General features: G+C 74.6%; 23 protein-coding genes. 13 read left to right on the forward strand and 10 right to left on the reverse strand.

Annotation, left to right across the window (positions count from 1 at the left end):
• Positions 1–19 precede the first annotated feature (19 nt).
• The 5 genes from ACF08D_RS24690 (at position 20) to ACF08D_RS24710 (ending at position 5,521) form a co-directional block, all read left to right on the forward strand.
• Entirely contained in the window at positions 20–658 is a 639-nt protein-coding gene (locus ACF08D_RS24690) for a ScbR family autoregulator-binding transcription factor (protein ID WP_392225259.1), read from the forward strand.
• Entirely contained in the window at positions 655–1,563 is a 909-nt protein-coding gene (locus ACF08D_RS24695; protein WP_392225261.1) for an NAD(P)H-binding protein, read from the forward strand. Before ACF08D_RS24690 ends, ACF08D_RS24695 begins: the two co-directional genes overlap by 4 nt.
• On the forward strand, positions 1,560–2,726 hold the full coding sequence (locus ACF08D_RS24700; RefSeq protein ID WP_392225262.1) for a pyridoxal-phosphate dependent enzyme: 1,167 nt from the start codon (positions 1,560–1,562) through the stop codon (positions 2,724–2,726). Before ACF08D_RS24695 ends, ACF08D_RS24700 begins: the two co-directional genes overlap by 4 nt.
• Before the next feature lie 160 nt (positions 2,727–2,886).
• A complete protein-coding gene (locus ACF08D_RS24705; RefSeq protein WP_392225264.1) occupies positions 2,887–3,507 on the forward strand; it encodes a ScbR family autoregulator-binding transcription factor in 621 nt (206 codons plus the stop codon).
• 271 nt (positions 3,508–3,778) lie between these two features.
• Positions 3,779–5,521, forward strand: a complete 1,743-nt coding sequence (locus ACF08D_RS24710; RefSeq protein ID WP_392225610.1) for a class I adenylate-forming enzyme family protein — start codon at positions 3,779–3,781, stop codon at positions 5,519–5,521.
• A gap of 137 nt (positions 5,522–5,658) precedes the next feature.
• Here ACF08D_RS24710 and ACF08D_RS24715 read toward each other — a convergent pair whose 3' ends face one another.
• Positions 5,659–6,942, reverse strand: coding sequence for a M6 family metalloprotease domain-containing protein (locus ACF08D_RS24715; RefSeq protein WP_392225266.1), 1,284 nt, complete (start codon positions 6,940–6,942; stop codon positions 5,659–5,661).
• Between the two features lie 291 nt (positions 6,943–7,233).
• On the opposite strand from ACF08D_RS24715, the gene ACF08D_RS24720 reads away from it, so the two are divergent.
• The 5 genes from ACF08D_RS24720 (at position 7,234) to ACF08D_RS24740 (ending at position 12,549) form a co-directional block, all read left to right on the forward strand.
• Positions 7,234–7,968 carry a TetR/AcrR family transcriptional regulator gene (locus tag ACF08D_RS24720; RefSeq protein ID WP_392225268.1) on the forward strand — a complete coding sequence of 245 codons (735 nt, stop codon included), beginning with the start codon at positions 7,234–7,236 and terminating at the stop codon, positions 7,966–7,968.
• Positions 7,969–8,085: 117 nt separating this feature from the next.
• Positions 8,086–9,672: an MFS transporter gene (locus tag ACF08D_RS24725; RefSeq protein WP_392225270.1), complete on the forward strand. Its 1,587-nt coding sequence runs from the start codon at positions 8,086–8,088 to the stop codon at positions 9,670–9,672.
• 134 nt (positions 9,673–9,806) lie between these two features.
• Positions 9,807–10,712: a LysR family transcriptional regulator gene (locus ACF08D_RS24730; protein WP_392225272.1), complete on the forward strand. Its 906-nt coding sequence runs from the start codon at positions 9,807–9,809 to the stop codon at positions 10,710–10,712.
• Between the two features lie 92 nt (positions 10,713–10,804).
• Positions 10,805–11,365, forward strand: a complete 561-nt coding sequence (locus ACF08D_RS24735; RefSeq protein ID WP_392225274.1) for a cysteine dioxygenase — start codon at positions 10,805–10,807, stop codon at positions 11,363–11,365.
• The gene (locus ACF08D_RS24740; RefSeq protein ID WP_392225276.1) at positions 11,365–12,549 is read left to right on the forward strand and encodes a YeiH family protein; all 1,185 of its coding nucleotides are present in this window, start codon (positions 11,365–11,367) and stop codon (positions 12,547–12,549) included. The genes ACF08D_RS24735 and ACF08D_RS24740 overlap by 1 nt, the downstream gene beginning before the upstream one ends.
• 21 nt (positions 12,550–12,570) lie before the next feature.
• Here the strand turns inward: ACF08D_RS24740 and ACF08D_RS24745 are convergent, their stop codons facing one another.
• Together ACF08D_RS24745 and ACF08D_RS24750 are read right to left on the reverse strand one after the other, a co-directional pair.
• Positions 12,571–13,083: a MarR family winged helix-turn-helix transcriptional regulator gene (locus tag ACF08D_RS24745; RefSeq protein WP_392225278.1), complete on the reverse strand. Its 513-nt coding sequence runs from the start codon at positions 13,081–13,083 to the stop codon at positions 12,571–12,573.
• Between the two features lie 61 nt (positions 13,084–13,144).
• A complete protein-coding gene (locus ACF08D_RS24750; protein ID WP_392225280.1) occupies positions 13,145–13,717 on the reverse strand; it encodes a GNAT family N-acetyltransferase in 573 nt (190 codons plus the stop codon).
• Positions 13,718–13,867: 150 nt separating this feature from the next.
• Here ACF08D_RS24750 and ACF08D_RS24755 point away from each other — a divergent pair, with 150 nt between their 5' ends.
• The gene (locus ACF08D_RS24755; protein WP_392225281.1) at positions 13,868–14,869 is read left to right on the forward strand and encodes an RNA polymerase sigma factor RpoD/SigA; all 1,002 of its coding nucleotides are present in this window, start codon (positions 13,868–13,870) and stop codon (positions 14,867–14,869) included.
• 68 nt (positions 14,870–14,937) lie between these two features.
• Here the strand turns inward: ACF08D_RS24755 and ACF08D_RS24760 are convergent, their stop codons facing one another.
• Complete coding sequence (locus ACF08D_RS24760; protein WP_392225283.1) at positions 14,938–15,915, reverse strand: helix-turn-helix transcriptional regulator; 978 nt, start codon at positions 15,913–15,915, stop codon at positions 14,938–14,940.
• Between the two features lie 61 nt (positions 15,916–15,976).
• On the opposite strand from ACF08D_RS24760, the gene ACF08D_RS24765 reads away from it, so the two are divergent.
• A complete protein-coding gene (locus ACF08D_RS24765) occupies positions 15,977–17,563 on the forward strand; it encodes an MFS transporter (protein WP_392225284.1) in 1,587 nt (528 codons plus the stop codon).
• Between the two features lie 55 nt (positions 17,564–17,618).
• Here ACF08D_RS24765 and ACF08D_RS24770 read toward each other — a convergent pair whose 3' ends face one another.
• The 3 genes from ACF08D_RS24770 to ACF08D_RS24780 form a co-directional block, all read right to left on the reverse strand.
• Positions 17,619–18,338, reverse strand: coding sequence for a DUF6227 family protein (locus ACF08D_RS24770; RefSeq protein WP_392225612.1), 720 nt, complete (start codon positions 18,336–18,338; stop codon positions 17,619–17,621).
• A 152-nt stretch (positions 18,339–18,490) separates the two neighbouring features.
• Entirely contained in the window at positions 18,491–19,540 is a 1,050-nt protein-coding gene (locus tag ACF08D_RS24775) for a P1 family peptidase (protein ID WP_392225286.1), read from the reverse strand.
• A complete protein-coding gene (locus tag ACF08D_RS24780) occupies positions 19,537–20,727 on the reverse strand; it encodes a low temperature requirement protein A (RefSeq protein ID WP_392225288.1) in 1,191 nt (396 codons plus the stop codon). The genes ACF08D_RS24775 and ACF08D_RS24780 overlap by 4 nt, the downstream gene beginning before the upstream one ends.
• Before the next feature lie 106 nt (positions 20,728–20,833).
• Here ACF08D_RS24780 and ACF08D_RS24785 point away from each other — a divergent pair, with 106 nt between their 5' ends.
• The gene (locus ACF08D_RS24785; RefSeq protein WP_392225290.1) at positions 20,834–21,079 is read left to right on the forward strand and encodes a hypothetical protein; all 246 of its coding nucleotides are present in this window, start codon (positions 20,834–20,836) and stop codon (positions 21,077–21,079) included.
• Positions 21,080–21,085: 6 nt separating this feature from the next.
• On the opposite strand, the gene mscL is transcribed toward ACF08D_RS24785, so the two are convergent.
• The 3 genes from mscL to ACF08D_RS24800 form a co-directional block, all read right to left on the reverse strand.
• Positions 21,086–21,601 carry a large conductance mechanosensitive channel protein MscL gene (gene mscL, locus ACF08D_RS24790; protein ID WP_392225292.1) on the reverse strand — a complete coding sequence of 172 codons (516 nt, stop codon included), beginning with the start codon at positions 21,599–21,601 and terminating at the stop codon, positions 21,086–21,088.
• 54 nt (positions 21,602–21,655) lie between these two features.
• Entirely contained in the window at positions 21,656–22,237 is a 582-nt protein-coding gene (locus tag ACF08D_RS24795; RefSeq protein ID WP_392225293.1) for a hypothetical protein, read from the reverse strand.
• A gap of 401 nt (positions 22,238–22,638) precedes the next feature.
• On the reverse strand, positions 22,639–23,664 hold the full coding sequence (locus tag ACF08D_RS24800) for an S-methyl-5'-thioadenosine phosphorylase (RefSeq protein WP_392225295.1): 1,026 nt from the start codon (positions 23,662–23,664) through the stop codon (positions 22,639–22,641).
• Between the last annotated feature and the right edge of the window lie 51 nt (positions 23,665–23,715).

A 23,715-nucleotide genomic window follows, 5' to 3' on the forward strand; every position in this document is an offset into this window, starting at 1 on the left:
GCTGGGGGAAGGGTGGCGCGTGGGGGAGCTCAAGCAGGAGCGGGCCGTGCGGACGCGGGCGGTGCTGATGCGGGCCGCGGCGGAGGTGTTCGAGGAGCACGGGTACGCCGGGGCCGGGATCAACAGGATTCTGTCCCGCGCCGGGCTGACCGCGGGGGCGCTGTACTTCCACTTCGGGTCCAAGGAGGAGCTGGCCCGGGCGATCATGGGGGCGCAGCAGCGGGCCGTGGCGCCGGAGCTGGAGTCCGAGGGGTTGCAGCGGGTGGTCGACATCACGCTGGTGTGGGCGCACCGGCTGCGGGAGGACCCGTTGCTGCGGGCCGGGGTGCAGTTGTCGATGGGGCAGGAGAGCTTCGCCGGCGGGGCGGCGTTCGAGGGGTGGCGCGAGGTCATGGCGGGGCACCTGCGGGAGGCGCGTGAGCGCGGCGAGCTGCGGGAGGGGGCCGACCCCGAGGTGATCGCGCGGTTCGTGGTGGGCGCCTGCACCGGCGTACAGCTGTACTCCCGCCAGACGACCGGCCGCGAGGACCTGCCGCACCGCATGCGGGAGATGTGGGACTGCCTGCTGCCCGGGATCACCGCCCCCGGGGCCGGCCGGGCGTACGACACCGGCACCGAGCGCGGACAGCGGCTGTCCCGGGGAGGGGACCAGGCATGACGGACCACGGACGCACCCGGCCCGTGGTGGCCCTCACCGGCGCCACCGGCACCATCGGGCGGCTGGTCGCCCACGGGCTCGCCGCCACCGGAGAGGCCGGGGTACGGCTGCTGGTGCGCGACCCGGAGAAGGCCGCCCGCCTCGGGCTGCCCGGCCACGTCGTGCCGGCCGACCTCGACGCTCCCGGCGGGCTCACCCGCGCACTGGAGGGCGCCCACGCGCTGCTCGTCGTCACCGCCGACCCGCTGCGCGCCCGGCACGACGAGAACGTCCTCGACGCGGCCCGCGCCGCCGGGGTGCGCCGCGCGGTCAAGCTGTCCGCCCTCGCGGTGCTCGACACCGGCGCCCAGGACGTGCTCACCCGCTGGCAGCGGGACAACGAGGAACGGCTGCGGACCTCCGGGCTGGAGTGGACCCTGCTGCGCCCCCGCGCGTTCATGTCGAACGCGCTCGGCTGGGCCGCCTCCGTACGCGACCACGGTGTCGTCCGCGCCCTCCACGGCGCCGGCCGCAACGCCTGCGTCGACCCGCGGGACGTCGCCGACGCGGCCGTACGCGCCCTGCTCGATCCGGCGTGCGCCGGGCGGGCCTACGCCCTGACCGGACCCGAGCCGCTGTCCGCCGAGGAGCAGATCGCCACACTGGGCGCGGTGCTCGGACGGGAGCTGCGCTACGAGGAGTTGACGGAGGCTCAGGCAATCGAGGCGTGGCGCGCCCGCTATCCGGAGCCGCTCGTCCACGCCCTCCTGGAGAGCGCCCGGCGCCAGCGGGACGGCGCGAAGACGGCGGTCGCCGACGGCGTACGGGAGGCCACCGGGCGCGCCCCGCGCGACTTCGCCGACTGGGCGCGGGCGCACGCCGGAGCCTTCGCGCCCGGTACCCCCGCGCCCGGGGCGTCCGCGTGACGTCCTCCTGGTGGTACGCCCGCCCCGGCGCACGGAGCTGGCGGTGCCCGCCCCCGCCCGCGGCCGTCCAGGAGTTCCACGCCTCGCTCGACGGGTACGCCCCCACGCCGCTCACCGAACTCCCCGCGCTCGCCCCCGAGCTGGGCGTCGGCCGGGTGTACGTGAAGGACGAGTCGTCCCGGCTGGGGCTGCCGGCCTTCAAGGCGCTCGGGGTGACCTGGGCGGTGCACCGCGTCCTGGCCACCACCCGGGCCCCGGGCGGCGGCCCCCTCACCCTCGTCACGGCCACCGACGGCAACCACGGCCGGGCGGTGGCCCGTTCGGCCCGGCTGCTGGGGCAGCGCGCGAGCGTCTTCGTGCCCCAGGGCGTCCACCCCTCGGCCGTGGCCGCCATCGCCGCCGAGGGGGCGGAGGTCACCGCCGTCGCCGGCCCCTACGACGAGGCGGTGCGCCGCGCGGCCGACGCGGCACGCGGGCCCGGCGCGGTGCTCGTCCAGGACACCGCCTGGCCCGGCTACGAGGAGATCCCCGGCTGGATCGTCGAGGGGTACTCCACCCTCTTCGCCGAGGTCGACGCGCAGCTCGGGGTGCCGGAAGCCGCCGGCGGGGCTCGCGCCGGGGGCGGGTCCGTGCGGGATGCCCCCGAGGAAGGCGGGCCCGTCGTGGTCGTCGTGCCCGCCGGCGTCGGCTCGCTCGCGCAGGCCGCCGTCACCCACTACCGCAGCCGCCCCGCCGGCCCGGGCGGGCGGGCGGCGGCCCTGATGGTCGTGGAGCCGCGCAGCGCGGCCTGTGTGCTGGCCGGCCTGGTGCGGGGAAGGGCGGTCACCGTGGCCACCGGCGAGACCGTCATGGCCGGGCTGAACTGCGGCACCCCCTCCAGCATCGCCTGGCCCCGCCTCCGGGACGGCCTGGACGCCGCGGTCGCCGTCACCGACGCCGCCGCCCTGCGCGCCGCCCGCGACCTGGCCGCCCTCGGAGTGGCGGCCGGACCGTGCGGGGCCGCCTCGCTCGCCGGGGCCCGGGCCGCCCTCACCGGGGAGGGTGCGCGGGAGCGCCGGGACGCGCTGGGCGTGCACCCCGGCGCACGGGTCGCGCCGAGGCTCGTTCTGCTCAACACCGAGGGCCCGGAGGCGAATCCGTACGCCGCCGGTTCACCTGCCTGAGGCCAAACAGAACCGCGTAGATGGTTTGTTTGACGGGGGTTCCGAGTGGCAAACTGGCCTCGTGGGCGCGGCTTGCGCCGAAAGCCCGTTGTTTTTCCGCGCCATTGACAAACCAAAAGGTTGGTTTCTACTGTCGTGCCCGGCGAGAAGGGTGGGGACTGTGGCGAAGCAGGAGAGGGCGGAGCGGACCCGGGCGAATCTGATCCGGTCGGCGGCCGCCGTGTTCGACGAGGTCGGGTACGAGCGCGCCACCCTCGCGGTCATCAGTGACCAGGCGCGGGTGACCAAGGGGGCGTTGTCCTTCCACTTCGCGGCGAAGTCGGAGCTGGCGCGCGCCGTGCAGATCGAGGCGTGCGCCACCTCGGGCGCCGCGCTCCGGGAGTGCGCCGAGCGGCCCGGCCCCGCCTTCCAGGTCGTCGTCGACATGACGTACACCCTCGTGGACCTGCTGGAGAGCGACGTCGTCACCCGGGCGGGGCTGCGGCTGGCGCGGGAGCTGGAGACGCCGGAGGACCCGGCGCTGCACTGCCATGTCAACTGGCTCGGCAGTCTGTTCCGGGCGCTGCGGCGCGCCGAGGCGGACGGGACGGCGCTGCCCGGCGCCGACGCGCGGTCCTCTGCCGGCCTGGTGATGTCGGTGATCATGGGCGCCGAGACGATGGCCCGTACGCGGGCGGAGACGGCCTTCGGCGAGGGACTGCCCGCGCCGCACCAGACGGCGCAGGAGTGGCTGGCCCGCATGTGGCACGTCGTACGACCCGTTCTGGCGCCCGCGGCATGAGGCACGGCACGGACCCGGGCTGGACCCGGCGGGCACACGGCACGGACCCGGGCTGGACGCGGTACGCGGAGGGCGCCGATCCCGGCCGGCCCCGCGCGGGCGGTGCCGGCGCGGGCCGGACGGCGCGCGGCGCGGGGGACCCCGGCTGGACGCGGTGAGCTGCGCTGGCGGCCCGGGTGGTCGGGTGCGTGGTGCGTACACGGACCTTGACGGCGTCCGGTCCGGCCGCATAGCGTCGCCCGGAGACTGAGCAACCGCTTAGGAAGAGGCGATCGTGCCGCACACCGAGCCGTCCACCCACCCCCAGGACCCCGGACACGACAGGGACTCCGGCCCCGGCGGGGCGTCCCTGCTCACCGCGCCGGGCGCCCCCTTCGCCGTCGTACGGGACGGAGACGGCCGGCTGGTCTACGCCGAAGGGCCGCGCACCCTGCGGGAGTTCGTGGAGGTCACCTGGGCGTACGGCGACCGGCCGTTCCTGATCGCCGAGCAGCGGACGTACACCTACGGCGAGTTCTTCGCGGAAGCCTGCGCCCTCGCCCGCCGGTTCACCGACGTGTACGGGCTGCGCCCCGGCGAGCGGGCGGCCGTCGCCATGCGCAACCACCCCGAGTGGCAGGTGGCGTTCTGGGCGGCGCAGCTCGCCGGGCTCGTCGCCGTACCCCTCAACGCCTGGTGGACGCCCGACGAGTTCACGTACGCCCTCGACGACTGCCGCCCGCGCGTGCTGCTGGTCGACGGCGAGCGGGTGGAGCGGGTACGGGCCTGGGCGCGCCGCACCGGCGCCCGGCTCATCGTCTTCCACGGTGGCCGCGAGGAGTGCGAGGAGGGTGTCGAGCGGTACGAGGACCTCCCCGCGCCCGACCCGGCGCTCGGGCCTCCGGACGTGGACGTCCGGCCCGAGGACGACGCCACCATCATCTACACCTCCGGCACCACCGGGCGGCCCAAGGGGGCGGTCGCCACCCACCTCGCCCAGACCGGCGCCGCGATGAACCCCCGCTTCCACGCCGCGCTCGCCGCGCTGGAACGGGGCGAGATCCCCGGCCAGGGGCCGGCGCCCGTGTCGCTGACGACGTTCCCCTTCTTCCATGTCGCCGCCTTCACGTCCTTCTACTCCGTGATGGCCACCGGCGGGACGCTGGTGCTGATGCGCAAATGGGACGCGGAGAAGGCCCTGCGGCTCATCCACTGGCACGGCGTGACCCACTACGCCGGGGTGCCCACGACCGCGCTCCAGCTCCTCGACGCCGCCGAGGCATCGGGCGAGGCACCGGGCGAGGCACCGGGCGAGGGGCTCGGGCCGCTGACCCAGCTGAACACCGGGGGAGCCGCCGCACCGCCCGGCATCGTGGGCCGCTGCCCCGGGGGCGTCGAGGCGCGCAACGGCTACGGGCTGACCGAGACCAGCGGCGGGGTGCTCGCCGCCTTCGGGGACGGTTACCGCCGCTTCCCCGGCAGCGTCGGCTGCCCCACGCCGGTCACCGAGGTGCGGATCGCCGCGCCCGACGGGCGGGCGCTGCCCGACGGGGAGGTCGGCGAACTGTGGCTGCGCGGCCAGTCACTGGTGCGCGGCTACTGGGAGGACCCGGCGGCGACGGCCGCCGCGTTCACGCCGGACGGCTGGTTCCGCACCGGTGACCTGGCCACGGTGCGCGACGGGCGGGTCAGCGTGGTCGACCGGCTCAAGGACATGGTGATCCGGGGCGGCGAGAACGTGTACTGCGTCGAGGTGGAGGCGGCGCTGTACGGCCACCCCGAGGTGCTGGACGCCGCGGTGCTCGGCGTCCCCCACCCCGTACTGGGCGAGGAGGTCGCCGCGGTGGTACGCCTCCGGGCGGGCGCCGCCGTGGACGCCGAGGGCCTGCGGGCGCACGTGGCGCGCGGCCTGGCGCCCTTCAAGGTGCCCGCGCACGTCCTCGTACGGGACGTCCCGCTGCCGCGCAACGCCACGGGCAAGGTGCTCAAGCGGGACCTGCGGGAGGAGCTGGCCGCCCGGCCGGGCACCGGCTGACACCGGGCGGCAGCCGTCACGGCCCGGGCGCCGGCTGACGCCGGGGCGTGGACGTGGCCTACGGGCCCGGCGCCAACGGGCGCCCGGCGCAGCACGCGTCACGGGACCGGCACCGGCGGACGCCGTAAAGGCACTCCCTACGGGCGGGTGACGCGGACGCGGTACGTGCCCGTCTCCGGGTCCTCGGACAGCACCGTGACGCGTACGCCGTTCTCCTCGTCCGTGAAGGACTCGCCCGGCCGGTACGGGGCGTCCGACAGCTCGGCGTGCACGTTGGGGCGCCGGGTGCAGCCGCCGCTGTCGAGGTCGCTGTCCACCACGGTGACCGGCCCGTGGCCGGTGTCCACGTCGGACTGCACGTGGTAGATCAGCACGCCCGGTTCGCACACCGCCTCGTCGTTGCCCTCGCGTGTGCGGACCTCCACGGCGTACCCGGACTCCGGGGTGAGCGGGACGAAGGCCAGCTTCGGCCCGCCCTTGGTGGCCAGCGGGGTGAGCGTGTAGTCGCGGCTGCCGGACGCCGAGGCGCAGCGCACCTGGCCGTTGTCCAGCCAGCCGAGCTTCCACTTGTGCCAGGCCAGCAGGTCGTTGTTGGCTCCCCAGTCCTCGGACATGATGTCCCAGTGCCCCACCGCGCCCCCGCCCTCGGCGGTGTAGAGGTCGGGGAGCCCGAAGACGTGCCCGTTCTCGTGGGGCAGGACGCGGTAGCCGGTCTGGTGGTACGTACCCGAACCGTCGTCCTGCCGGCTGTAGACGAACGAGGTGTTGGCGAGCGGCGTGCCGTCCGCGTGCGGGGCCTCGCCGTTGCCGGAGAAGGTGACGGACAGCACGGTGTCCAGCGCGGAGGGGCCGGCGTTCGGGGTGACCAGGACGTTCACCAGGTCGTAGTCGCCGAAGTCGACCGTCGGGTCGGCGGCGGTCACGATGTCCTGGACGAGCTGCCGGTAGCCCGGGTCGTACGGTGAGCCGCGCTCGATCCCGTACGAGCCGAACGGCATCGGCATCCGGAGCCAGTCCTTCAGCGGGGCCTCGGGGCGGTAGCGCAGCCGGCCGTAGGAGCTGACCCGGAACCAGTCGGTGGTCTGCGGGAAGAACTCGGCGAACCGTTCCATCGCCGGGCCCTCGCCGGGGGCGTCGGGGAAGTCGACCATCAGGGTCAGGGCCCGGACCTCGCCCGTCGAGCGGGCGTAACCCGGGCCCGTGGGTATGCCCTCCGAGAGCTGGACGCCCATCGCGCTCGTGATGCGGCAGGGGGCGAGTCCCGGCTCGTCGGCGGCGGGGCGGGCGGCTATCGGCCCGGCCGAGGCGCGGGTGGGGTCCGGGAGGGTCGAGCTCGCCGTGGCCAGCCCGGCCAGCGCGAGCGTCGTGGCGGCCGCGCCGATGGCGACCGGTCTGCGTATCCGCCGGCGGGTCTGCTGCATCCGCGCTGCTCGCCTTCGGTCGCGGCAGCCGGCCGGGTCCTGGCTGCTCTCCGTCCGATCAGCCTCAGCCGGTACGGGGGCGGGCGCCCGCCGGGCAGGGCCGAACGTGGGTTACCGACGGGAAACACGCATGGTGGCGCAGGTCACACCAGAGCCGGGACTAAGCGGGGACGGCTTCCCCGTTTACCCCTGTGCCGGGCACAACCGGGGAAGCCGTCCCCGTTTCCGCCGCCCGCCAGTCCTGTACAGAGCTTTCGACGTGCAGAGCCTTCGACGCAGAGAGGACCGACCGTGACGCGCACCGGTGCCACGACCACCACCCCCGCAGTCGGGGTCGCCCCCGCGACCGGGACGACCGCGACTGCCCCCGCCGGTGCGTCGCCCGGCGGCGCGTCCTCCGAGGCGCGGGGCGGCCGGCCGCGCGCGGACGCCCTGCGCAACCGGGAGCGGATCGTGGCGGCGGCCCGCGAGATGTTCGTGGAGTCCGGGCCCGACGTCCCGTTCGACGAGGTCGCCCGGCGCGCCGGCGTCGGCAACGCCACGCTCTACCGCCACTTCCCCGACCGGGGCGCCCTGGTCCACGAGGTCGTCCTGTCGGTACTGTCCCGCACCACCGAGCGGGCCCTGGAGGCGGCCGAGCAGGAGGCCGACGCCTTCGACGCCCTGCGCCGCTTCACCCACGCCGCCGCCGACGAGCGGATCGGCGCCCTGTGCCCGCTGCTCTCGGGGGCGTTCGACAAGGACCACCCCGACCTGCACGCCGAGCGCGGGCGGCTGGAGGAGGCCGTCCAGGACCTCTTCGACCGGGCGCAGGCGGCCGGGCGGCTGCGCGACGACGTGGCCGTCGGCGACCTGCTGGTCGGCCTCTCCCAGCTCACCCGGCCGCTGCCGGGCTCCGCCTGCCCCAACTTCGACCGGTTCGTCCACCGCCATTTGCAGCTGTTCCTGGACGGCCTCCAGACACCCGCCCGCTCCGAACTGCCCGGCACCGCCGCGACCCTCCAGGACCTGCGGCGCACGCCCTGACCCCTGAACCCGCGGCGTACGCCCTGACCCCCTGAACCGCGGCGCACGCCCTGACCCCCTGAACCGCGCCCGTCCTCTCCCTTTTTCTCCGTTACGAGTCCCCAGGTGGCCCCTCCCATGTCAAAAACGTCTCCGCCCTCCCCGATGTCCGCCCTCACGCCCGACCCCAGCCGCTGGAGAGCGCTGGTCTTCATAGCCCTGGCCCAGCTCATGGTCGTGCTCGACGCGACGATCGTGAACATCGCGCTGCCCTCCGCCCAGGTCGACCTGGGCATCTCGGACGGCAACCGCCAGTGGGTCATCACCGCCTACGCCCTCGCCTTCGGCGGACTGCTGCTCTTCGGCGGCCGGATCGCCGACCTGTGGGGCCGCAAGCGCACCTTCGTCGTCGGCCTGCTGGGCTTCGCCGCCGCGTCCGCGCTGGGCGGCGCGGCCACCGGTGAGGCGATGCTGCTCGGCTCCCGCGCCCTCCAGGGCGCCTTCGGCGCGCTGCTGGCGCCCGCCGCGCTGTCGCTGCTCGCCGTGATGTTCACCGACGGCAAGGAGCGCGCCAAGGCGTTCGGCATCTACGGGGCGATCGCCGGAGGCGGCGGCGCCGTGGGCCTGATCCTCGGCGGCGTCCTGACCGAGTACCTCGACTGGCGCTGGACGTTCTTCGTGAACATCCCGTTCGCCGTCGTCGCCGCCGTCGGCGCGTACCTCGTGATCCGCGAGCCCGCCGGCAGCCGCAACCGGTCGCCGCTCGACATCCCCGGTGTCGTCCTGTCCACGCTGGGCCTGGTGTCCCTGGTGTACGGCTTCACGCGCGCCGAGTCCGACGGCTGGTCCGACACCGGCACCATCGGCATGTTCCTCGCCTCGGCCGTGCTGCTCGCCGCGTTCCTCGCCGTCGAGGCGCGGGTGAAGTCGCCGCTGCTGCCGCTGCGCGTCCTCACCGACCGCAACCGGGGCGGGGTCTACCTCTCCCTCGGGCTGGCCGTCATCGCCATGTTCGGCCTGTTCCTCTTCCTCACCTACTACCTCCAGATCGTCAAGGGCTTCTCGCCGGTCGAGACCGGCTTCGCCTTCCTGCCGATGATCGTCGGCATGATCACGGGCTCCACCCAGATCGGTGCCCGCCTGATGACCCGCGTCGCGCCCCGCCTGCTGATGGGCCCCGGCTTCCTGGCGGCCGGCGCCGGGATGCTGCTGCTGACGCAGCTGGAGGTGGGCTCCTCGTACGCCGGGCTGATCCTGCCCGCGCAGCTGCTGCTGGGCCTCGGCATGGGTACGGCGTTCATGCCCGCCATGTCGCTGGCGACGCACGGCGTCGAGGCCCGCGACGCCGGTGTGGCGTCCGCGATGGTGAACACCTCGCAGCAGGTCGGCGGCGCCATCGGCACCGCGCTGCTCAACACCATCGCCGCGTCGGCGACCACCGCGTACCTCACCGACCACGCCGCCACCGCGACCTCGCCGGGCGCGGTGAAGCTGCTCCAGCTCCAGAGCATGGTGGAGGGCTACACGGCGGCCATCTGGTGGGCGGTCGGCATCCTGCTGGTCTCCGCCGCGATCGCCTTCACCTTCGTCAACACCGGCCGTCCGGGCGCCGGTTCGCGGCCCGTCGACGGGGCGGAGGGCGTCAGCGGGTCCGGTTCCGTGACCGGTTCCGGGGACGGTTCCGGCGACGCGGACGAGGTGCGGATCCCGGTCGTCGCCCACTGAGCCGTACCGCCGTACGGGGTGCCCGAGGGGTGCCCACAGGGGTACTGGACGGGTGCCCGCGGGGTGCTCCCCGGCCACCGGAGTGGCCGGGGAGCACCCCTGTCCGTACCCCAAATTCTGCTTATGCTTCGACTGTGTTCGACTCCCGGTACATCAAGACCTTCCATGAAGTGGTCAGGACCGGTTCCTATACGGCGGCGGCCCGGGCCCTCGGGTACACCCAGCCGGCCGTCAGCCAGCAGATGAAGGCGCTCGAACGGGACGTCGGCACCCCGCTGTTCACCCGCGTCGGCCGCGGACTGCGGCTCACCGAGGCGGGGGAGGCCCTCACCCGCCACACCGGGACCATCCTCGACAGCCTGGCCGTCGCGCAGGAACAGATAGACGCCATAGCTCGGTTGCGCTCCGGCCGGGTGCGGGTGTGCGCCTTCCCCAGCGCCGGGGCGACGATCCTGCCCGAGGCGATGGCCCTGATGGCCGCCGAGCACCCGGGCATCAGGGTGGAGCTGGTGGAGAGCGAGCCGCCCGAGTCGCTGAAGATGGTCGCCCGGGGCGAGTGCGACATCACGCTGGCCTTCAGCTACCCGGGGCTGCGGGCCGGCACCCCCGACGGGCTGGACGAGTTCCGGCTGCTGGAGGACCCGCTGACGGTGCTCCTTCCCACCGGGCACCCGCTGGCCCGCCGCCGGGGCGTGCACCTGGCGGACCTGGCGCACGAGCGGTGGATCGCGGGCTGCGCCCGCTGCAACGCCAACTTCCTGCACGCCTGCGCCGAGGCGGGCTTCAGCCCCGACATCGCCTGCACCACCGACGACAACCTGGTGATGCAGAGCCTGGTGGCGGCCGGGGTCGGCATCGCCATGGTGCCCGCGCTGGTGCTGTCGTTCCTCTGCCACGACAAGGTCACCGGCCGGATCGTCGAGCCGCACACCCGGCGCCAGGTGTACGCGTACGTCCTCAGCGACCACCTGCGCATCCCGGCCACCTCGCTGATGCTCGACGCGATCGTCTCGGTGGCGGCGTCCCGGGTCGGCTGCTGATCTCCGCACACCCCCACCCATAAGCGTCTGTTGGGTGGTGCGCAAGAAGCCCTCCTTGGACGTGATGGGTCGGCGCGGCGGACGCTGCCGTCATGACGACGACCCCCGTGGCCGCAGTCGGCCCCACCACCGAACGCCTGCGCACCCTGGTCGCCCGGATACGCGAGACCGTGGACCGGGGGCTCCCGCCCGAACCGACCTCCCGGCTCGTGGCGGACCACCTCGCCCCGCACCTCGGCGCGCCCGATCTGCTCACCCCCGAGCAGTGCGAGCCCGACCCCGGCCACTACCGGCAGCACGTGCTGCACGCCGAGCCGGACGGCTGCTTCTCCGTCGTCGCCCTCGTCTGGCTGCCGGGCCAGGGCACGCCCATCCACGACCACGTCTCCTGGTGCGCGACCGGCGTCCACCGGGGCGAGGAGCACGAACGCCGCTACCAGCTCGTCCCGGACGGCACCACCGCCCGGCTGCTGGCCACCGAGGACGTGGTGAACGGCCCCGGCGCGGTCGCGGCCTTCGCGCCGCCCGGCGACATCCACTCCGTACGCAACGGCGGTGACCGCACCGCCCTGTCGCTGCACGTCTACGGCGCCGACATCACCCGCCTCGGCACCAGCGTCCGGCGCGTCTACCGGCTGCCCGCGGACCGCTGATGGCGCTCGCCGGATCCCGCGTCCGCCCGCGCGGCCCCGTCGCGGCACGCGGCCCGGCCGGCACCGGATTGCTGCGCGCACCGCTGCGCGGGCCGGTGCCCGGGCTGGTGCTCGCCGCCGCCGGGGTCGGCGCGGCCTGGCTGGCGCACCTCGCCGTGCCCGCGATCCCGCTGCTCACCGCCGCGGTCGTGCTGGGCGTGGCGTGCGCACACACGCCCTGGCTGCGCTCCGGGGCCGGCGCGCGCTGCCGGCCGGGGCTGACGCTGGCCGCCCGGCGCCTGATGCGGGCGGGTGTCGTGCTGCTGGGGCTGAAGCTGAGCCTGTCGGACGTCCTGGGCCTGGGGTGGCGGACGGTCGCCATGGTCCTCGCCGTCGTGGCCGCCACCCTGGCCGGCACCTGGTGGCTGGGGCGCCGGCTCGGGCTGCCGGGCGACCAGCCGGTGCTGATCGCGGCGGGGTACGCGATCTGCGGCGCGTCCGCGATCGGCGCGGTGAGCGCGGTACGGGACAGCGAGGAGGACGACGCCGCCGCGTCGGTGGCCCTGGTGACCCTGTGCGGCACCCTGGCCATCGTGGTGCTGCCGCTGCTGCACGGCCCGCTGGGGCTGAGCGACGCCGAGTTCGGGCGCTGGGTCGGGGCGGGCGTGCACGACGTGGGCCAGGTGGTCGCCGCCGCGGGGACCGCCGGGCCGGCCGCGCTGAACGAGGCGGTGCTGGTCAAGCTGATGCGCGTGGCGCTGCTGGCCCCGCTGGTCGCGGCGATGGTCCTGGTGGCCCGCCGGAGCGCCCGGGCCCGGCGGGCGGACGCGGCGGCGGGCGGGGGCGTCGGTGCGGGTGCGGGTACGGGTCCCGGCGCGGGCGGGTGCACGGGTACGGGTGCCGGCGCGGGCGGGGGCACGGGCGCGGGTGTGGCGGCGGGGCGGCGGCCGCCGCTGGTGCCGCTGTTCGTGGCCGGTTTCCTCGCCATGGTGGCGCTGCGCACCACCGGGTGGCTGCCCGCCGGAGCGCTGGACGCCGCCGGGTCCGCCCAGGAACTGCTGCTGGCCGCGGCCCTGTTCGGGCTCGGCAGCGCGGTGCACCTGCCGACGCTGTCCCGCACCGGGGTGCGGGTCGCGGCGCTGGGCCTGTCGGCCTGGGTGATCGTCGCGGCGGCGTCGTACGGGGGCGTGCTGCTGACCGCGTGAGGGCCTGGAGGAGCCGGCGGGTCAGCGCAGCCAGGGCAGGTCGGCGTCCCGGTCCGAGGGCTGGAGGCCCTCCGCCATGACGCGCATGATCTCGCCGAGCTGGCCGACCTGTTCCGGGCTGAGCCGGTCGAACATCGCCTGGCGCACGGCGGCGACATGACCGGGCGCGCTGCGCCGGAGCACCTCGTATCCCTCGTCCGTGAGGTGGGCGTTCTGGCCGCGCTTGTCGGAGGGGCAGTCCTCCCTGCGCACCCAGCCGCTCCTCTCCAGCCGGGCCACGGCGTGCGACAGCCGGGAGCGGGTGATCTTGGCGTTCCTGGCGAGTTCGGTCATCCGCATGCGGCGGCGCGGGGCCTGGGAGAGCTGGACGAGGAGCCCGTAGTAGACGTGCGGCATCCCGGCGTCCCGCTGGAGCTGGCGGTCGAGGTGGTCCTCCAGGAGCGTGGTGGCGTGGAGGTACGCCCGCCACACCCGCTGCTCGTCGTCGCTGAGCCAGCGCGGCTGCCCGTCCCCGCCTTTGGTTGCCGTGTCCATGTATCCACTCTACGGCTTCTTGAAAGTTGAACAAGTGCGCACACGTGCGCGACAGGGAGGCTCAGAGGTCCTTCTCGTACCAGGCGACGTCCCAGTACCGCCCGAACTTCCGGCCCACCTGGGTGAAGGTCCCGGTGTGCCGGAAGCCGAAGCGGGTGTGCAGGCGCACCGAGGGCTCGTTCGGCAGGGCGATGCCGGCGTACGCCCGGTGCACGTCCTCCCGGGCCAGCGCCTCGAAGAGCCGCGCGTACAGCAGGGTGCCGATGCCCCGCCCGCCGGCGTCCGGGGCGAGGTAGACGCTCACCTCGACCGAGGTGGCGTACGCGGCCCTCGGCCGGAAGGCGCTGGACGTGGCGTACCCGAGGGCCCGCCCGCCACCGACCCGCCTGCCGTCAGCCCGCCCGTCATCCGCTCTGTCGTCCGCTCCGGCGTCCGCCTCCTGAGCAACCAGGAGGCGGTGCGGGCCGTCTTCAGGGTGGGAGAGCAGCCACGGGCGGCGCTCCTGGGGGCTGAACGGGGTGGTGTCGAATGTGATGACCGTCTCACGGACGTAGTGGTTGTAGATGTCCGTGAGGGCCGTGAGGTCGCCCTCCGTGCCCGGTCTGACCTGCGGCTCCGTGGCCCCGCGCGGCATATGCCCTCCCTCGGTGGCCGGACAGGGTACTGCAAGATCACCGGATCCGGCGGGTGTCATGGGAATTCTGTCCGGTTTCCAGTCGTTGTTTCCGTCGGATGCAGGGCACCCGGGAGGGTGTCGCGACACCTACTCAGCAAGGGAGCTCGCATGGCAACCCGTGCCGTCGCCCGTCGTCAGTCCGCCAGCGGTGAGACCACGGACAGGGCAAGCAGCGTTCGCGCCGTGGGCGGGGAGATCGCCGACCGCGACCTGGTCGGCATGTACCTCGACGAGATCGCGCGCACGCCCCTGCTCGACGCCGCCAAGGAGGTCGAGCTGTCCCAGACCATCGAGGCCGGGGTGTACGCCCGGCAGATCCTCGACGGCGAGGTGGACTCCGAGGCCGCGGGCGCGTCCCGCGAGGAGCTGGAGCGCCTGGTCGCCGAGGGCGAGCGCGCCAAGGACGTCTTCATCCGGTCCAACCTGCGTCTCGTCGTGGCGGTCGCCCGCCGGTACCCCCGCAGCGGTCTGCCCCTGCTCGACCTCATCCAGGAGGGCAACGCGGGCCTGGTGCGCGCGGTGGAGAAGTTCGACTACACCAAGGGCTTCAAGTTCTCCACGTACGCCACCTGGTGGATCCGCCAGGCCATCACGCGCTCGATAGCCGACCAGTCGCGCACCATCCGCCTCCCCGTCCACCTGGTGGAGGAGCTGGGCCGCATCCGCCGGGTGCAGCGCGAGTTCAACCGCGAGCACGGGCGCGACCCGGAGCCCGCGGAGGTCGCCGCCGAGCTGGGCTCCAACCCGGAGCGGGTGGTGGACGTCCTGGACTGGGCGCGGGACCCGGTCTCGCTGAACATGTCGGTGGACGACGCCGGTGAGACGCAGTTCGGCGACCTGCTGGAGGACACCTCGGCCGTCTCGCCCGAGCAGTCGGTGCTGACGCTGCTGCGCAGCGAGGAGCTGGACGACCTCATCGGCAAGCTCGACAACCGCACGGCCTCGATCATCCGGATGCGGTACGGCATCGAGGACGGCCGGGAGCGCACCCTCACCGAGGTCGGCAAGGAGCACGGCCTGACGCGTGAGCGCATCCGGCAGATCGAGAAGCACGCGCTGCTGGAGCTGAAGCGCATGGCCCGCGACACGGGCTTCGACGCGGCGGCGTAACGTCCGCGATTCTCGCCCGCGATTGTCGGGGACGCGGTGCTCCCGCCGGGACCGGCCGAGCGGGCCGGTCAGGGGCGGGGTGCTCCCGCCGGGGCGGTCGAGCGGGCCAGGCGGCCCGCCAGGGCGGCGACGTGCGCTGCCAGCGCGTCCGGGCCGTGCACGGTGAACTCGCAGTCCACCAGCGCCAGCCGCACCGCCAGCCACTCCACCGTGTCCGCCGACCGGGCGCGCAGCCGGCAGGTGCCGGGGCCTGTCGGCGTGGGCGTGAGGTGCGCGGGCAGCCGGGCGGTGACGAAGTCGGCGGGGGCCTCGAAGGTGACGTCCACGGCGAGTTCCGTCTGCGCCCGGGACGCGGAGTGCGCCAGCAGCTCCGCCGCGTCGCCGCTCGGCAGCTCGCGCGGGGTGAAGCGGGAGCCGGTGGCGAAGGGCTCGGACACCCGGTCGACCCGGAAGGTCCGCCAGTCCTCCCGCCCCAGGTCGTAGGCGACCAGGTACCAGCGGTGGCCGGTCGACACCAGGCGGTAGGGCTCCACCTGCCGTTTCGTCTCGGTCCCGTCGCCCGCGCGGTAGCCGAAGCGGAGCCGTTCGTGCGCGGTGACCCCCGCCGCCAGCGTGGTGAGGGTGGCGGGGGCGACCGTGGCCCCGTCGCCCCGGGTGAGGGGGATGGTGGCGTTCTGGAGGGTGGCCACCCGGTGCCGCAGCCGCGACGGCAGCACCTGCTCCAGCTTGGCCAGGGCCCGTACGGAGGCCTCCTCGACGCCCTCGATGGCGTGCCCCGCCCCGGCACGCAGCCCGACGGCGATCGCCACCGCCTCCTCGTCGTCCAGCACCAGGGGCGGCAGCGCGGCGCCCGCGACCAGCCGGTACCCGCCGACCGCACCCCGGGTCGCCTCGACCGGGTAGCCCAGCTCCCGCAAGCGGTCGACGTCGCGCCGGATGGTGCGGGGGCTGACGCGCAGCCGCTCGGCCAGCTCGCTGCCCGGCCATTCGCGGGGGGTCTGGAGGAGCGACAGCAGATTCAGGAGCCGTGCCGGGGTGTCCGTCATACCTCCAGGATGCGCGCCCATTAGGACGCGTACTGTCCTATAGGCCCACTAGTTTTCCGGCATGACCTCCTTCACCACCCGTACCTCCCGCACCACAGCGGAGGCGGCCGACCGGCGGCGATGGCTCGCGCTCGCCATCGTCATGACGGCCGCCTTCATGGACCTCGTCGACGTCACCATCGTCAACATCGCCATCCCCAGCATCGAGCGGGACCTCTCGGCCTCGTTCGGCGCCATCCAGTGGATCACCGCCGGCTACGCCCTGGCGTTCGCGGCCGGGCTGATCACCGGCGGGCGGCTGGGCGACATCTACGGCCGCAAGCGGCTGTTCCTCGTCGGCATCGCGGGCTTCACCGTGGCCTCGGCGCTGTGCGGCTTCGCGGCGGGCCCCGAGATGCTGGTCGCCTCCCGGCTGCTCCAGGGCGCCATGGCCGCGATGATGGTGCCGCAGGTGCTGGCGATCATCCACGTCACCTTCCCGGCGCACGAGCGGGGCAAGGTCTTCGGGATGTTCGGCGCGGTCGTGGGGCTGGGCGCGGTGTCGGGTCCGCTGCTGGGCGCGCTGCTCACCCAGTGGAACCTGTTCGGGCTGGAGTGGCGGCCCATCTTCCTGATCAACCTGCCGGTCGGCATCGCCGGGCTGATCCTGGGCCGCAAGTACATCATCGAGTCGCGCGCGGACCGCCAGGTCCGGCTGGACCTCGTCGGCGTCGCTCTGGTGACCCTCGGCCTGCTCATGCTGATCTACCCGCTGACGCGCGGCCGCGAGCTGGACTGGCCGCTGTGGGGCCATGTCTGCATGCTCGCCAGCCCGCTGGTGTTCGCCGTCTTCGTGGCGTACGAGCGGTACAAGACCCGTAAGGACGGATCGCCGCTGGTCGAGCTGTCCCTGTTCCGGGTGAAGAGCTTCGCGGCGGGTATCGCGGTGCAGCTCACCTTCGGTGTGGTGATGGGGGTCTTCTTCCTCGTGTGGACGCTCTACATGCAGATCGGACTGGGCTGGACGCCGCTGAAGGCCGGTCTGACCGGTGTGCCGTTCTCGATCGCCGTGTCGGCCGCCGCCGGGGTGTCCGTGCAGAAGCTGGTCCCGCGCTTCGGGCGGAAGGTCCTCCAGGCCGGCGCCCTCACCATGGCCGCCGGGGTGCTCCTCTACATCTGGGAGGCCGGGCGGTACGGCACGGGCATCGAGCCCTGGCAGATGGCCGCGCCGCTGGTCGTGATGGGCGTGGGCATGGGGCTGATCGTGGCGCCGCTGACGGACGCGGTGCTCTCGGAGGTGCCGCGCGAGCACGCAGGATCGGCGTCCGGTCTGATCAACACCACGGGCCAGATGGGTACGGCGCTGGGCCTCGGGCTGGTGTCGGTGGTCTTCTTCGGGGTGATCGACGAGGAGCGGCTCGCCCCGCGCGAGGTGGGCGCCGCGTTCGCTGACGCCTTCCAGAGCTCCCTGTGGTGGGTCGTGGCCGTACTGGTGGTGATCTTCGCGGTGATGTTCGCGCTGCCCCGGCGGCCCCGGCAGCACCTGGAGGGCGCGGCGGCCGAGGGTGCCGAAGCCCCGGCCCAGAGCGCCGGAGTCCCGGCCCAGGCGGGCGAGCCGACGAAGGCGGGCGACCCGGCCCAGGCGGGCGACCCGGCGCTCACTCCCTGAGCGGCGCCGGGCGGCGGCGGGGCGGCGGGAGTCGTGCCCGCCGCCCCGGGCCGGGTCAGCGCACCTGGCCGCGGGCGCGGAGCTCCATGGCGCGGCGCGCGGTGTGCTCGTCCTCGTACACCTCGCACATGTGCCGGCCGTCCGGAGTGGCCGTGTGCTCCACCTCCCAGACGCTCATCTCGGTGCCGTCCAGCAGCAGGAAGCCGTGCTCGTACAGCGTGAAGCCGGCGTCCCGCCCCGCCAGGCCGTACTGCCGGCCGAACACCTGCTTGATGTGGTGCGCGAAGGCGCCCCGCAGCCGCGCCGCCACCGCCTCGCCCGGCCGGTCCTCGTTCTCCGCGCGGCGCAGCACCCGGCGGGCGTGGTCGGCGGAGTCGTCCGGCACGTACACCGGAGGGGCCGGGGGCCCGGGCCGGGCCAGCAGGGCGCCCAGCAGCTCCAGGTCCGCCTCCAGGTCGACCACGAGGTCGTCCTCCGGGTCGGGGTGGCCCAGCGGGACGCGCGAGGCGGCGAGCCGGGCGTCGGCCTCCTCCGCGTACAGCTCGTGCTGCTCGCGGCCGTCCCTCCCGGTGTTGTGCACCAGCTCCCACAGCGTCAGCGACGAGCCGTCCGCGAGCAGGTACACATGCCGGTGGGTCGTCCGGTGGAGCGCCGCGCTGTGGTGCGACGAGTGCAGCGAACTGTCGTGCGCCAGCGCGGAACCCAGTCTCTCGACCAGAGCGTCGGGCAGGTCGAAGGAGTTGAGCGCCCGCCCCAGGAGGCGCTCGACGTGCATCTCGGTCGTCTCGTCGTTCGGAACGTTCAAGAGGGGTCTCCAGGCCGTCGCCGCGTGTCACTCGATGCTTGCTTACGGTAGTGCCTGGGTCTGACAACGCGTCCGGCTTCCGCAAAACGAGGGGCGCGCGGGGCGAGTTCCCGCGCGCCCCGTCAACTCCCGCCGGGCGCCGCCGTGTCGAGCCGGTAGAGGTCGCGGTACGCCGGGAAGTCCCCGCCCGGCCCGGTGACCGACTCCGCCGCCAGCACCGCCCGGACGATCGCCCTGGTCACCACGGCCGCCCCGGCCGCCAGCACCTCGTTGAGCCCCAGCGGGCCCTGCGTGTCCGGCAGCGGGCGCTCCCCGGTGGCGAGCGTGAACACGGTGTCCCCGTCGTTGAGCAGATGCACCGGCCGGACGGCGCGCGCGATGCCGTCGTGCGCCGTCCCCGCGAGCTTCTGCGCCTGCGCGCGGGTCAGCTCCGCGTCGGTGCCCACCACCGCGAGCGTGGTGTTCAGCGGCGGCCAGTCGTTCCGCTCCAGCGCCTCGGCCAGCCGCCGGGCCGCCGCCGCGTGCACCTCCGGGTCCGGGGGGCGCACGGGCCCCTCGCCGTACGCCCCGTACACCATGCCGTTCAGCGGATCGACCGCCGAGCCCACCGCGTTGGCCACCACCAGCGCGCCGACCGTGACCCCGGACGCCAGCACTGTGCTCGCCGTGCCGACACCGCCCTTCATCCCCCCGATCACCGCCCCCGTCCCGGCCCCGACCGCCCCGCACTCCACGGGGGCGCGCAGGCCCGACGCGGCCGCCGCCTCCACCGCCGCGCGCCCCGTCGAGGCGTCGGGCCGCGCCTTCCAGTCACCGCCCCGGCCCAGATCGAACACGCAGGCCGCCGGGACCACCGGCACCACCTGCGACGGGTCGGGCCCCACCCGCACGCCCCGGCCGCGCTCCTCCAGCCAGGCCATCACCCCCGCGGCGGCCTCCAGCCCGAAGGCGCTGCCGCCGGTGAGGACCACCGCCTCGACGCGCTGGACCAGATTGCGCGGGTCGAGCGCGTCGGTCTCCCGCGTGCCGGGGCCACCGCCCCGCACGTCCACCGCCGCGACCGCCCCGCCCTCCGGCGCCAAGACCACCGTGGTGCCGCTGAGCGCGCCGTCCCCCGGGACGCGCGCGTGGCCGACCCGCAGGCCGGGCACATCCGTCAGTCCGTCAGTCATCCCCCTTGCGTACCACGCTCCGCACGCGCGGTGAGGGTGACCCCCGTGGCGACCGCCGCCGCGGCGACGCACCCGGCCGTGAAGATCCCCCAGCGGCCCGCGAACGTGCAGAGGAGGATCCCGAGCGCGGCACACGGCAGCACCAGCTGCTGCGCGATGCCCGCCTTGAAGTAGCGCGAGTGCAGCGCCCACACCAGCAGCAGGAACAGCGCCGACGGCAGGGTCACCGCCGCCGCCGCGGCCGTCGCCGACAGATGCGCCTTGCCGGTCACCTGCTCGACGGCCACCTCGATGCCCGCCCCGATCGCCGCCGCCGACGCCAGGATCAGGTAGTGGCCGTACCCCCACAGGAACGCCTGCCGGTTGGACAGCAGCCTCCGGTGGGCGGGCACGACGAAGTAGACCCACCAGGCGGCGAAGATCAGCAGCAGCCCGCCGGCCGCGATCGGCAGCAGGTCGTCCAGCGCGTCGTTCTCCTCGACCCCCGTCTTCACGGCCACCGTCGCCGCGGCGATCGTCTCGCCCAGCACGATGATGGTGAACAGCCCGTACCGCTCGGCGATGTGATGCGCGTGCCAGCTCGACGAGAAGTCCCGCTCCGCGAGCACGGGCACGGCCATCTCGGCGACCACCATCACCAGGAGCACCCACGCACGCGCCCCGTCCGGCACCAGCAGCAGCGCCGTCCAGCCCACCTGGCAGAGCGCCACCCCGCCCGCGTACCGCAGGGCCATGGTCCGCTCGGCGCCCGAGGCGCCGCGCGCCGCCCGCAGCCACTGCGACGCCAGCGCCAGCCGCATCACCACATAGCCGAGCCACATCACGAAGAAGTCGTCCTCGAAGGCCCTGGTCACCCCCGCCGCGAGGACCAGGACACCGGCGATCTGGACGAACGTCACCACCCGGTACAGGGCGTCGTCGTTGTCGTAGGCCGAGGCGAACCAGGTGAAGTTCATCCACGCCCACCAGATGGCGAAGAACACCATCGCGTAGTGGGCGATGCCGTCCCCGGCATGGCCCTCGGCCACGGCGTGCACCAGCTGGACGCCCGCCTGGGCGACCGCGACCACGAAGCACAGATCGAAGAACAGCTCCAGGGGCGTGGCGGCGCGGTGCGCCTCGTCGCGGCTGCGCGACACCAGGGGCCGCAGGGGCGTGGAGGGAGGCGGGGAGGGAGGGGAGGTCATCCGCCCACCCCACCAGAGGCCCCGCTCGCCGCGGGCCGATCACGGAGGCGGTCACCGCCGAAGTCCCCGGAACGGCCGAACCCGCCGCCCGGCGTACGCTGGAGACATGAGGACCGCCCCCGCCCCCGGCCCGCGAGACGCGGAGAACCAGTCGGTGCCCCACGACACCGGAGGCGACGGACCGGCACAGCCGGCCGCGCCCCGGAAGAAGCCGGCGCTGATCTTCGACGATCCGCTGGACGCGCAGTCCGCGGACGATACGGACCGCGGGTGGGGTGAGCGGCCTCCGGCCGGCGACGGCGCGGCCGATCTCGCGCGCTTCCTCGACGAGAAGCCGCCGCACCACCTCTGAGCCCGGCTACGGAGTGGCGTCCCCCGGCCCGCGCCGTGCGACCAGGGCGTCGCGGATCTCCTTGAGCACCTCCAGCTCGGTGACCTCCAGCGTCTCCCGCACGCCCTCCCGCGCCCTGTCCTGGGCGGCGCGCCGGGCCAGGTACTTCGCCATGGGCAGCACCATCAGGAAGTAGACGACGGCCGCCGTGATCAGGAAGCTGAGCGTGGCGCTGAGCACCGACCCCCACAGGATCGCCACGCCCTGGGTGACCTCGCCGCCCGCGCTCACCCGGCACGGCCCCTTCAGGCAGACGCGATAACCGTCCAGGTTCTTCGTGCCGAAGGCGCCGACGACGGGGCTGATCACCCCGCGCACCACGGCGTTCACAATGTTGGTGAACGCCGCGCCGATCACCACCGCCACCGCGAGATCGATGACGTTGCCCCGCATCACGAAGGCCTTGAAGCCCTCCAGCAAGCTCTGGTCCTTCTCCTGGCCCACCACGGTGCCTTTCGTCGCGTGTGCAGTCGGAGCCGCCATTACGCCGCGCACCGCGCGCACCGGCCAAATCCGTACACACGGACAGGTGACGGGTCAGCACAGCGTCACCGCCAGCCGGGAAGCCGCCCCCGCGCCGGCCAGCACGGTGGCCGTGGCGCGCGGGACGGACAGCACCACCAGCGCGCCGCCCCCGTCCGGCCCCTCGCCGCCCGTCGCGCGGGGCACCTCCGCCACCCGGGCCCCCCGGGCCAGGACCCGGGCGTCCGCCCTGCCGTCCACGGGGGCCACCGGCGACGCGATCACGTCCACCCGGTCCCCGGGCCGCAGCAGCCGGACCGTCGCCGCGTCGGCGATCCGCACCGGGGCGGACACCATCTCGACCGGCTCGCGCTCCCGGTGCGGAGCCGTGCCGGCCCGGGGCTCGTCCACCCCGGCGGGGGCGCGCGAGCCCGCGGCCGAGGCTGCCAGCGCGGCGGCCGTCATCGCCAGCCCGGCCGCCACCGCGTGGCGCCGCCGCCGTACCGTCCGCCGCAGCCGGTGCCGCCCGCGCCCGACCCGCAGCGGTGCGAACGGCGGCACCCCGCACGCCTCGGGCACGGCGGTGGCCACCACCGGCAACGGGGGAGCACCGGGGAACGGGGAACGCACCGGGTGCGAGCGGGAAGGGAACGTCATGGCAACCACCGCCTGCCGTGAGGAACCGTGAACGGGCAACGCCCCTCACGATTCCGCGTCCCCGCCGATCCCGCTCGGGCCTGTGGACGACCCGGGGGATGGGGAAAACTCCGTCACCCGCCGGAGTGACCGCCCTCAGCAGCCCCCGCAGTCCTCAGCAGCCCCCGCAGTCCTCAACAGCCCCGCGGTCCTCAGCAACCCCCGCAGCCCTCAGCCCTCACCGACCAGCAGCCCCCGCAGCCCTCAGCCGTCACCGACCAGCAACCCCCGCAGCCCGCAGCCGTCACCGAACAGCAGCCCCCGCGACCATGCCCTCACCGACCAGCAGCCCCCGCGACATGCCCTCACCGACCAGCAGCCCCCGCGACCATGCCCTCAGCGACCAGCAGCCGCCCCCGGTGTCACGGCAGTTCGATGCCCAGGTCCCAGCCGTCGTGGGCGTGCGTGCACAGGCACGAGCGGCTGTCCGTCTCCGGCAGCCCGGCCACCGCGTCGAAGAGCACCTCGCGCAGCCGGCCCACGTTCTCCCCGAAGACCCGCAGCACCTCCGTGTGCGAGACGCCCTCCCCGGTCTCGGCACCCGCGTCCAGGTCCGTCACCAGGGCCATCGAGGTGTAGCAGAGCCCCAGTTCGCGGGCCAGGTACGCCTCGGGGTGCCCGGTCATGCCGACCACCGACCAGCCCATCGCGCCGTGCCACCGCGACTCGGCCCGGGTGGAGAAGCGGGGGCCCTCCACGACGACCATCGTGCCGCCGTCCACCGCCTCCCAGCCGCGCCCCTGCGCGGCGGCGAGGGCCACCTTGCGGCCGTCGGGGCAGTAGGGGTCGGCGAACGTCGTGTGCACCACGTTCGGCACGGTGCCGTCCGGGAGCGGCTCGCCGTCGAAGAAGGTCTGGACGCGGGCCTTGGTCCGGTCCACCAGCTGGTCCGGCACCAGCAGGGTGCCCGGCCCGTACTCGGGCCGCAGCCCGCCCACCGCGCAGGGGCCGAGGACCTGCCGCACCCCGGCGGCCCGCAGCGCCCACAGGTTGGCCCGGTAGTTGATGCGGTGCGGGGGCAGGTGGTGGCCGCGGCCGTGCCGGGGCAGGAAGGCGACCCGGCGCCCGGCCACTTCGCCGAGGAACAGGGAGTCGCTGGGGCTGCCGTACGGGGTGGTCATGGCGACCTCGGTGACGTCCTCCAGGAAGGAGTAGAACCCCGACCCGCCGATGACCCCGATCTCCGCGCCGGGCCCCGCCTCCGTACCGGACACCGCGCCGGACCCGGGCCCCGCCTCCGTACCCGAGACGGCCCCCACCTCCGTACCCGAGACGGCCCCCGCCTCCGTACCCGACCCGGCCCCCGCCTCCGTGCCGGAGACGGACCCCGGCCCGGAACCGGGCCTCGTGCCGAACTCGCCGCTGCCTGCTGCCTCTGCCTTCGCCATGGCGGTCACCCTAGCCAAGCCGCCCGGCGCCGGATACGCCGAGGACCCCGC

It is taken from the genome of Streptomyces sp. NPDC015131, from assembly GCF_043079975.1.
Classification (GTDB): domain Bacteria; phylum Actinomycetota; class Actinomycetes; order Streptomycetales; family Streptomycetaceae; genus Streptomyces.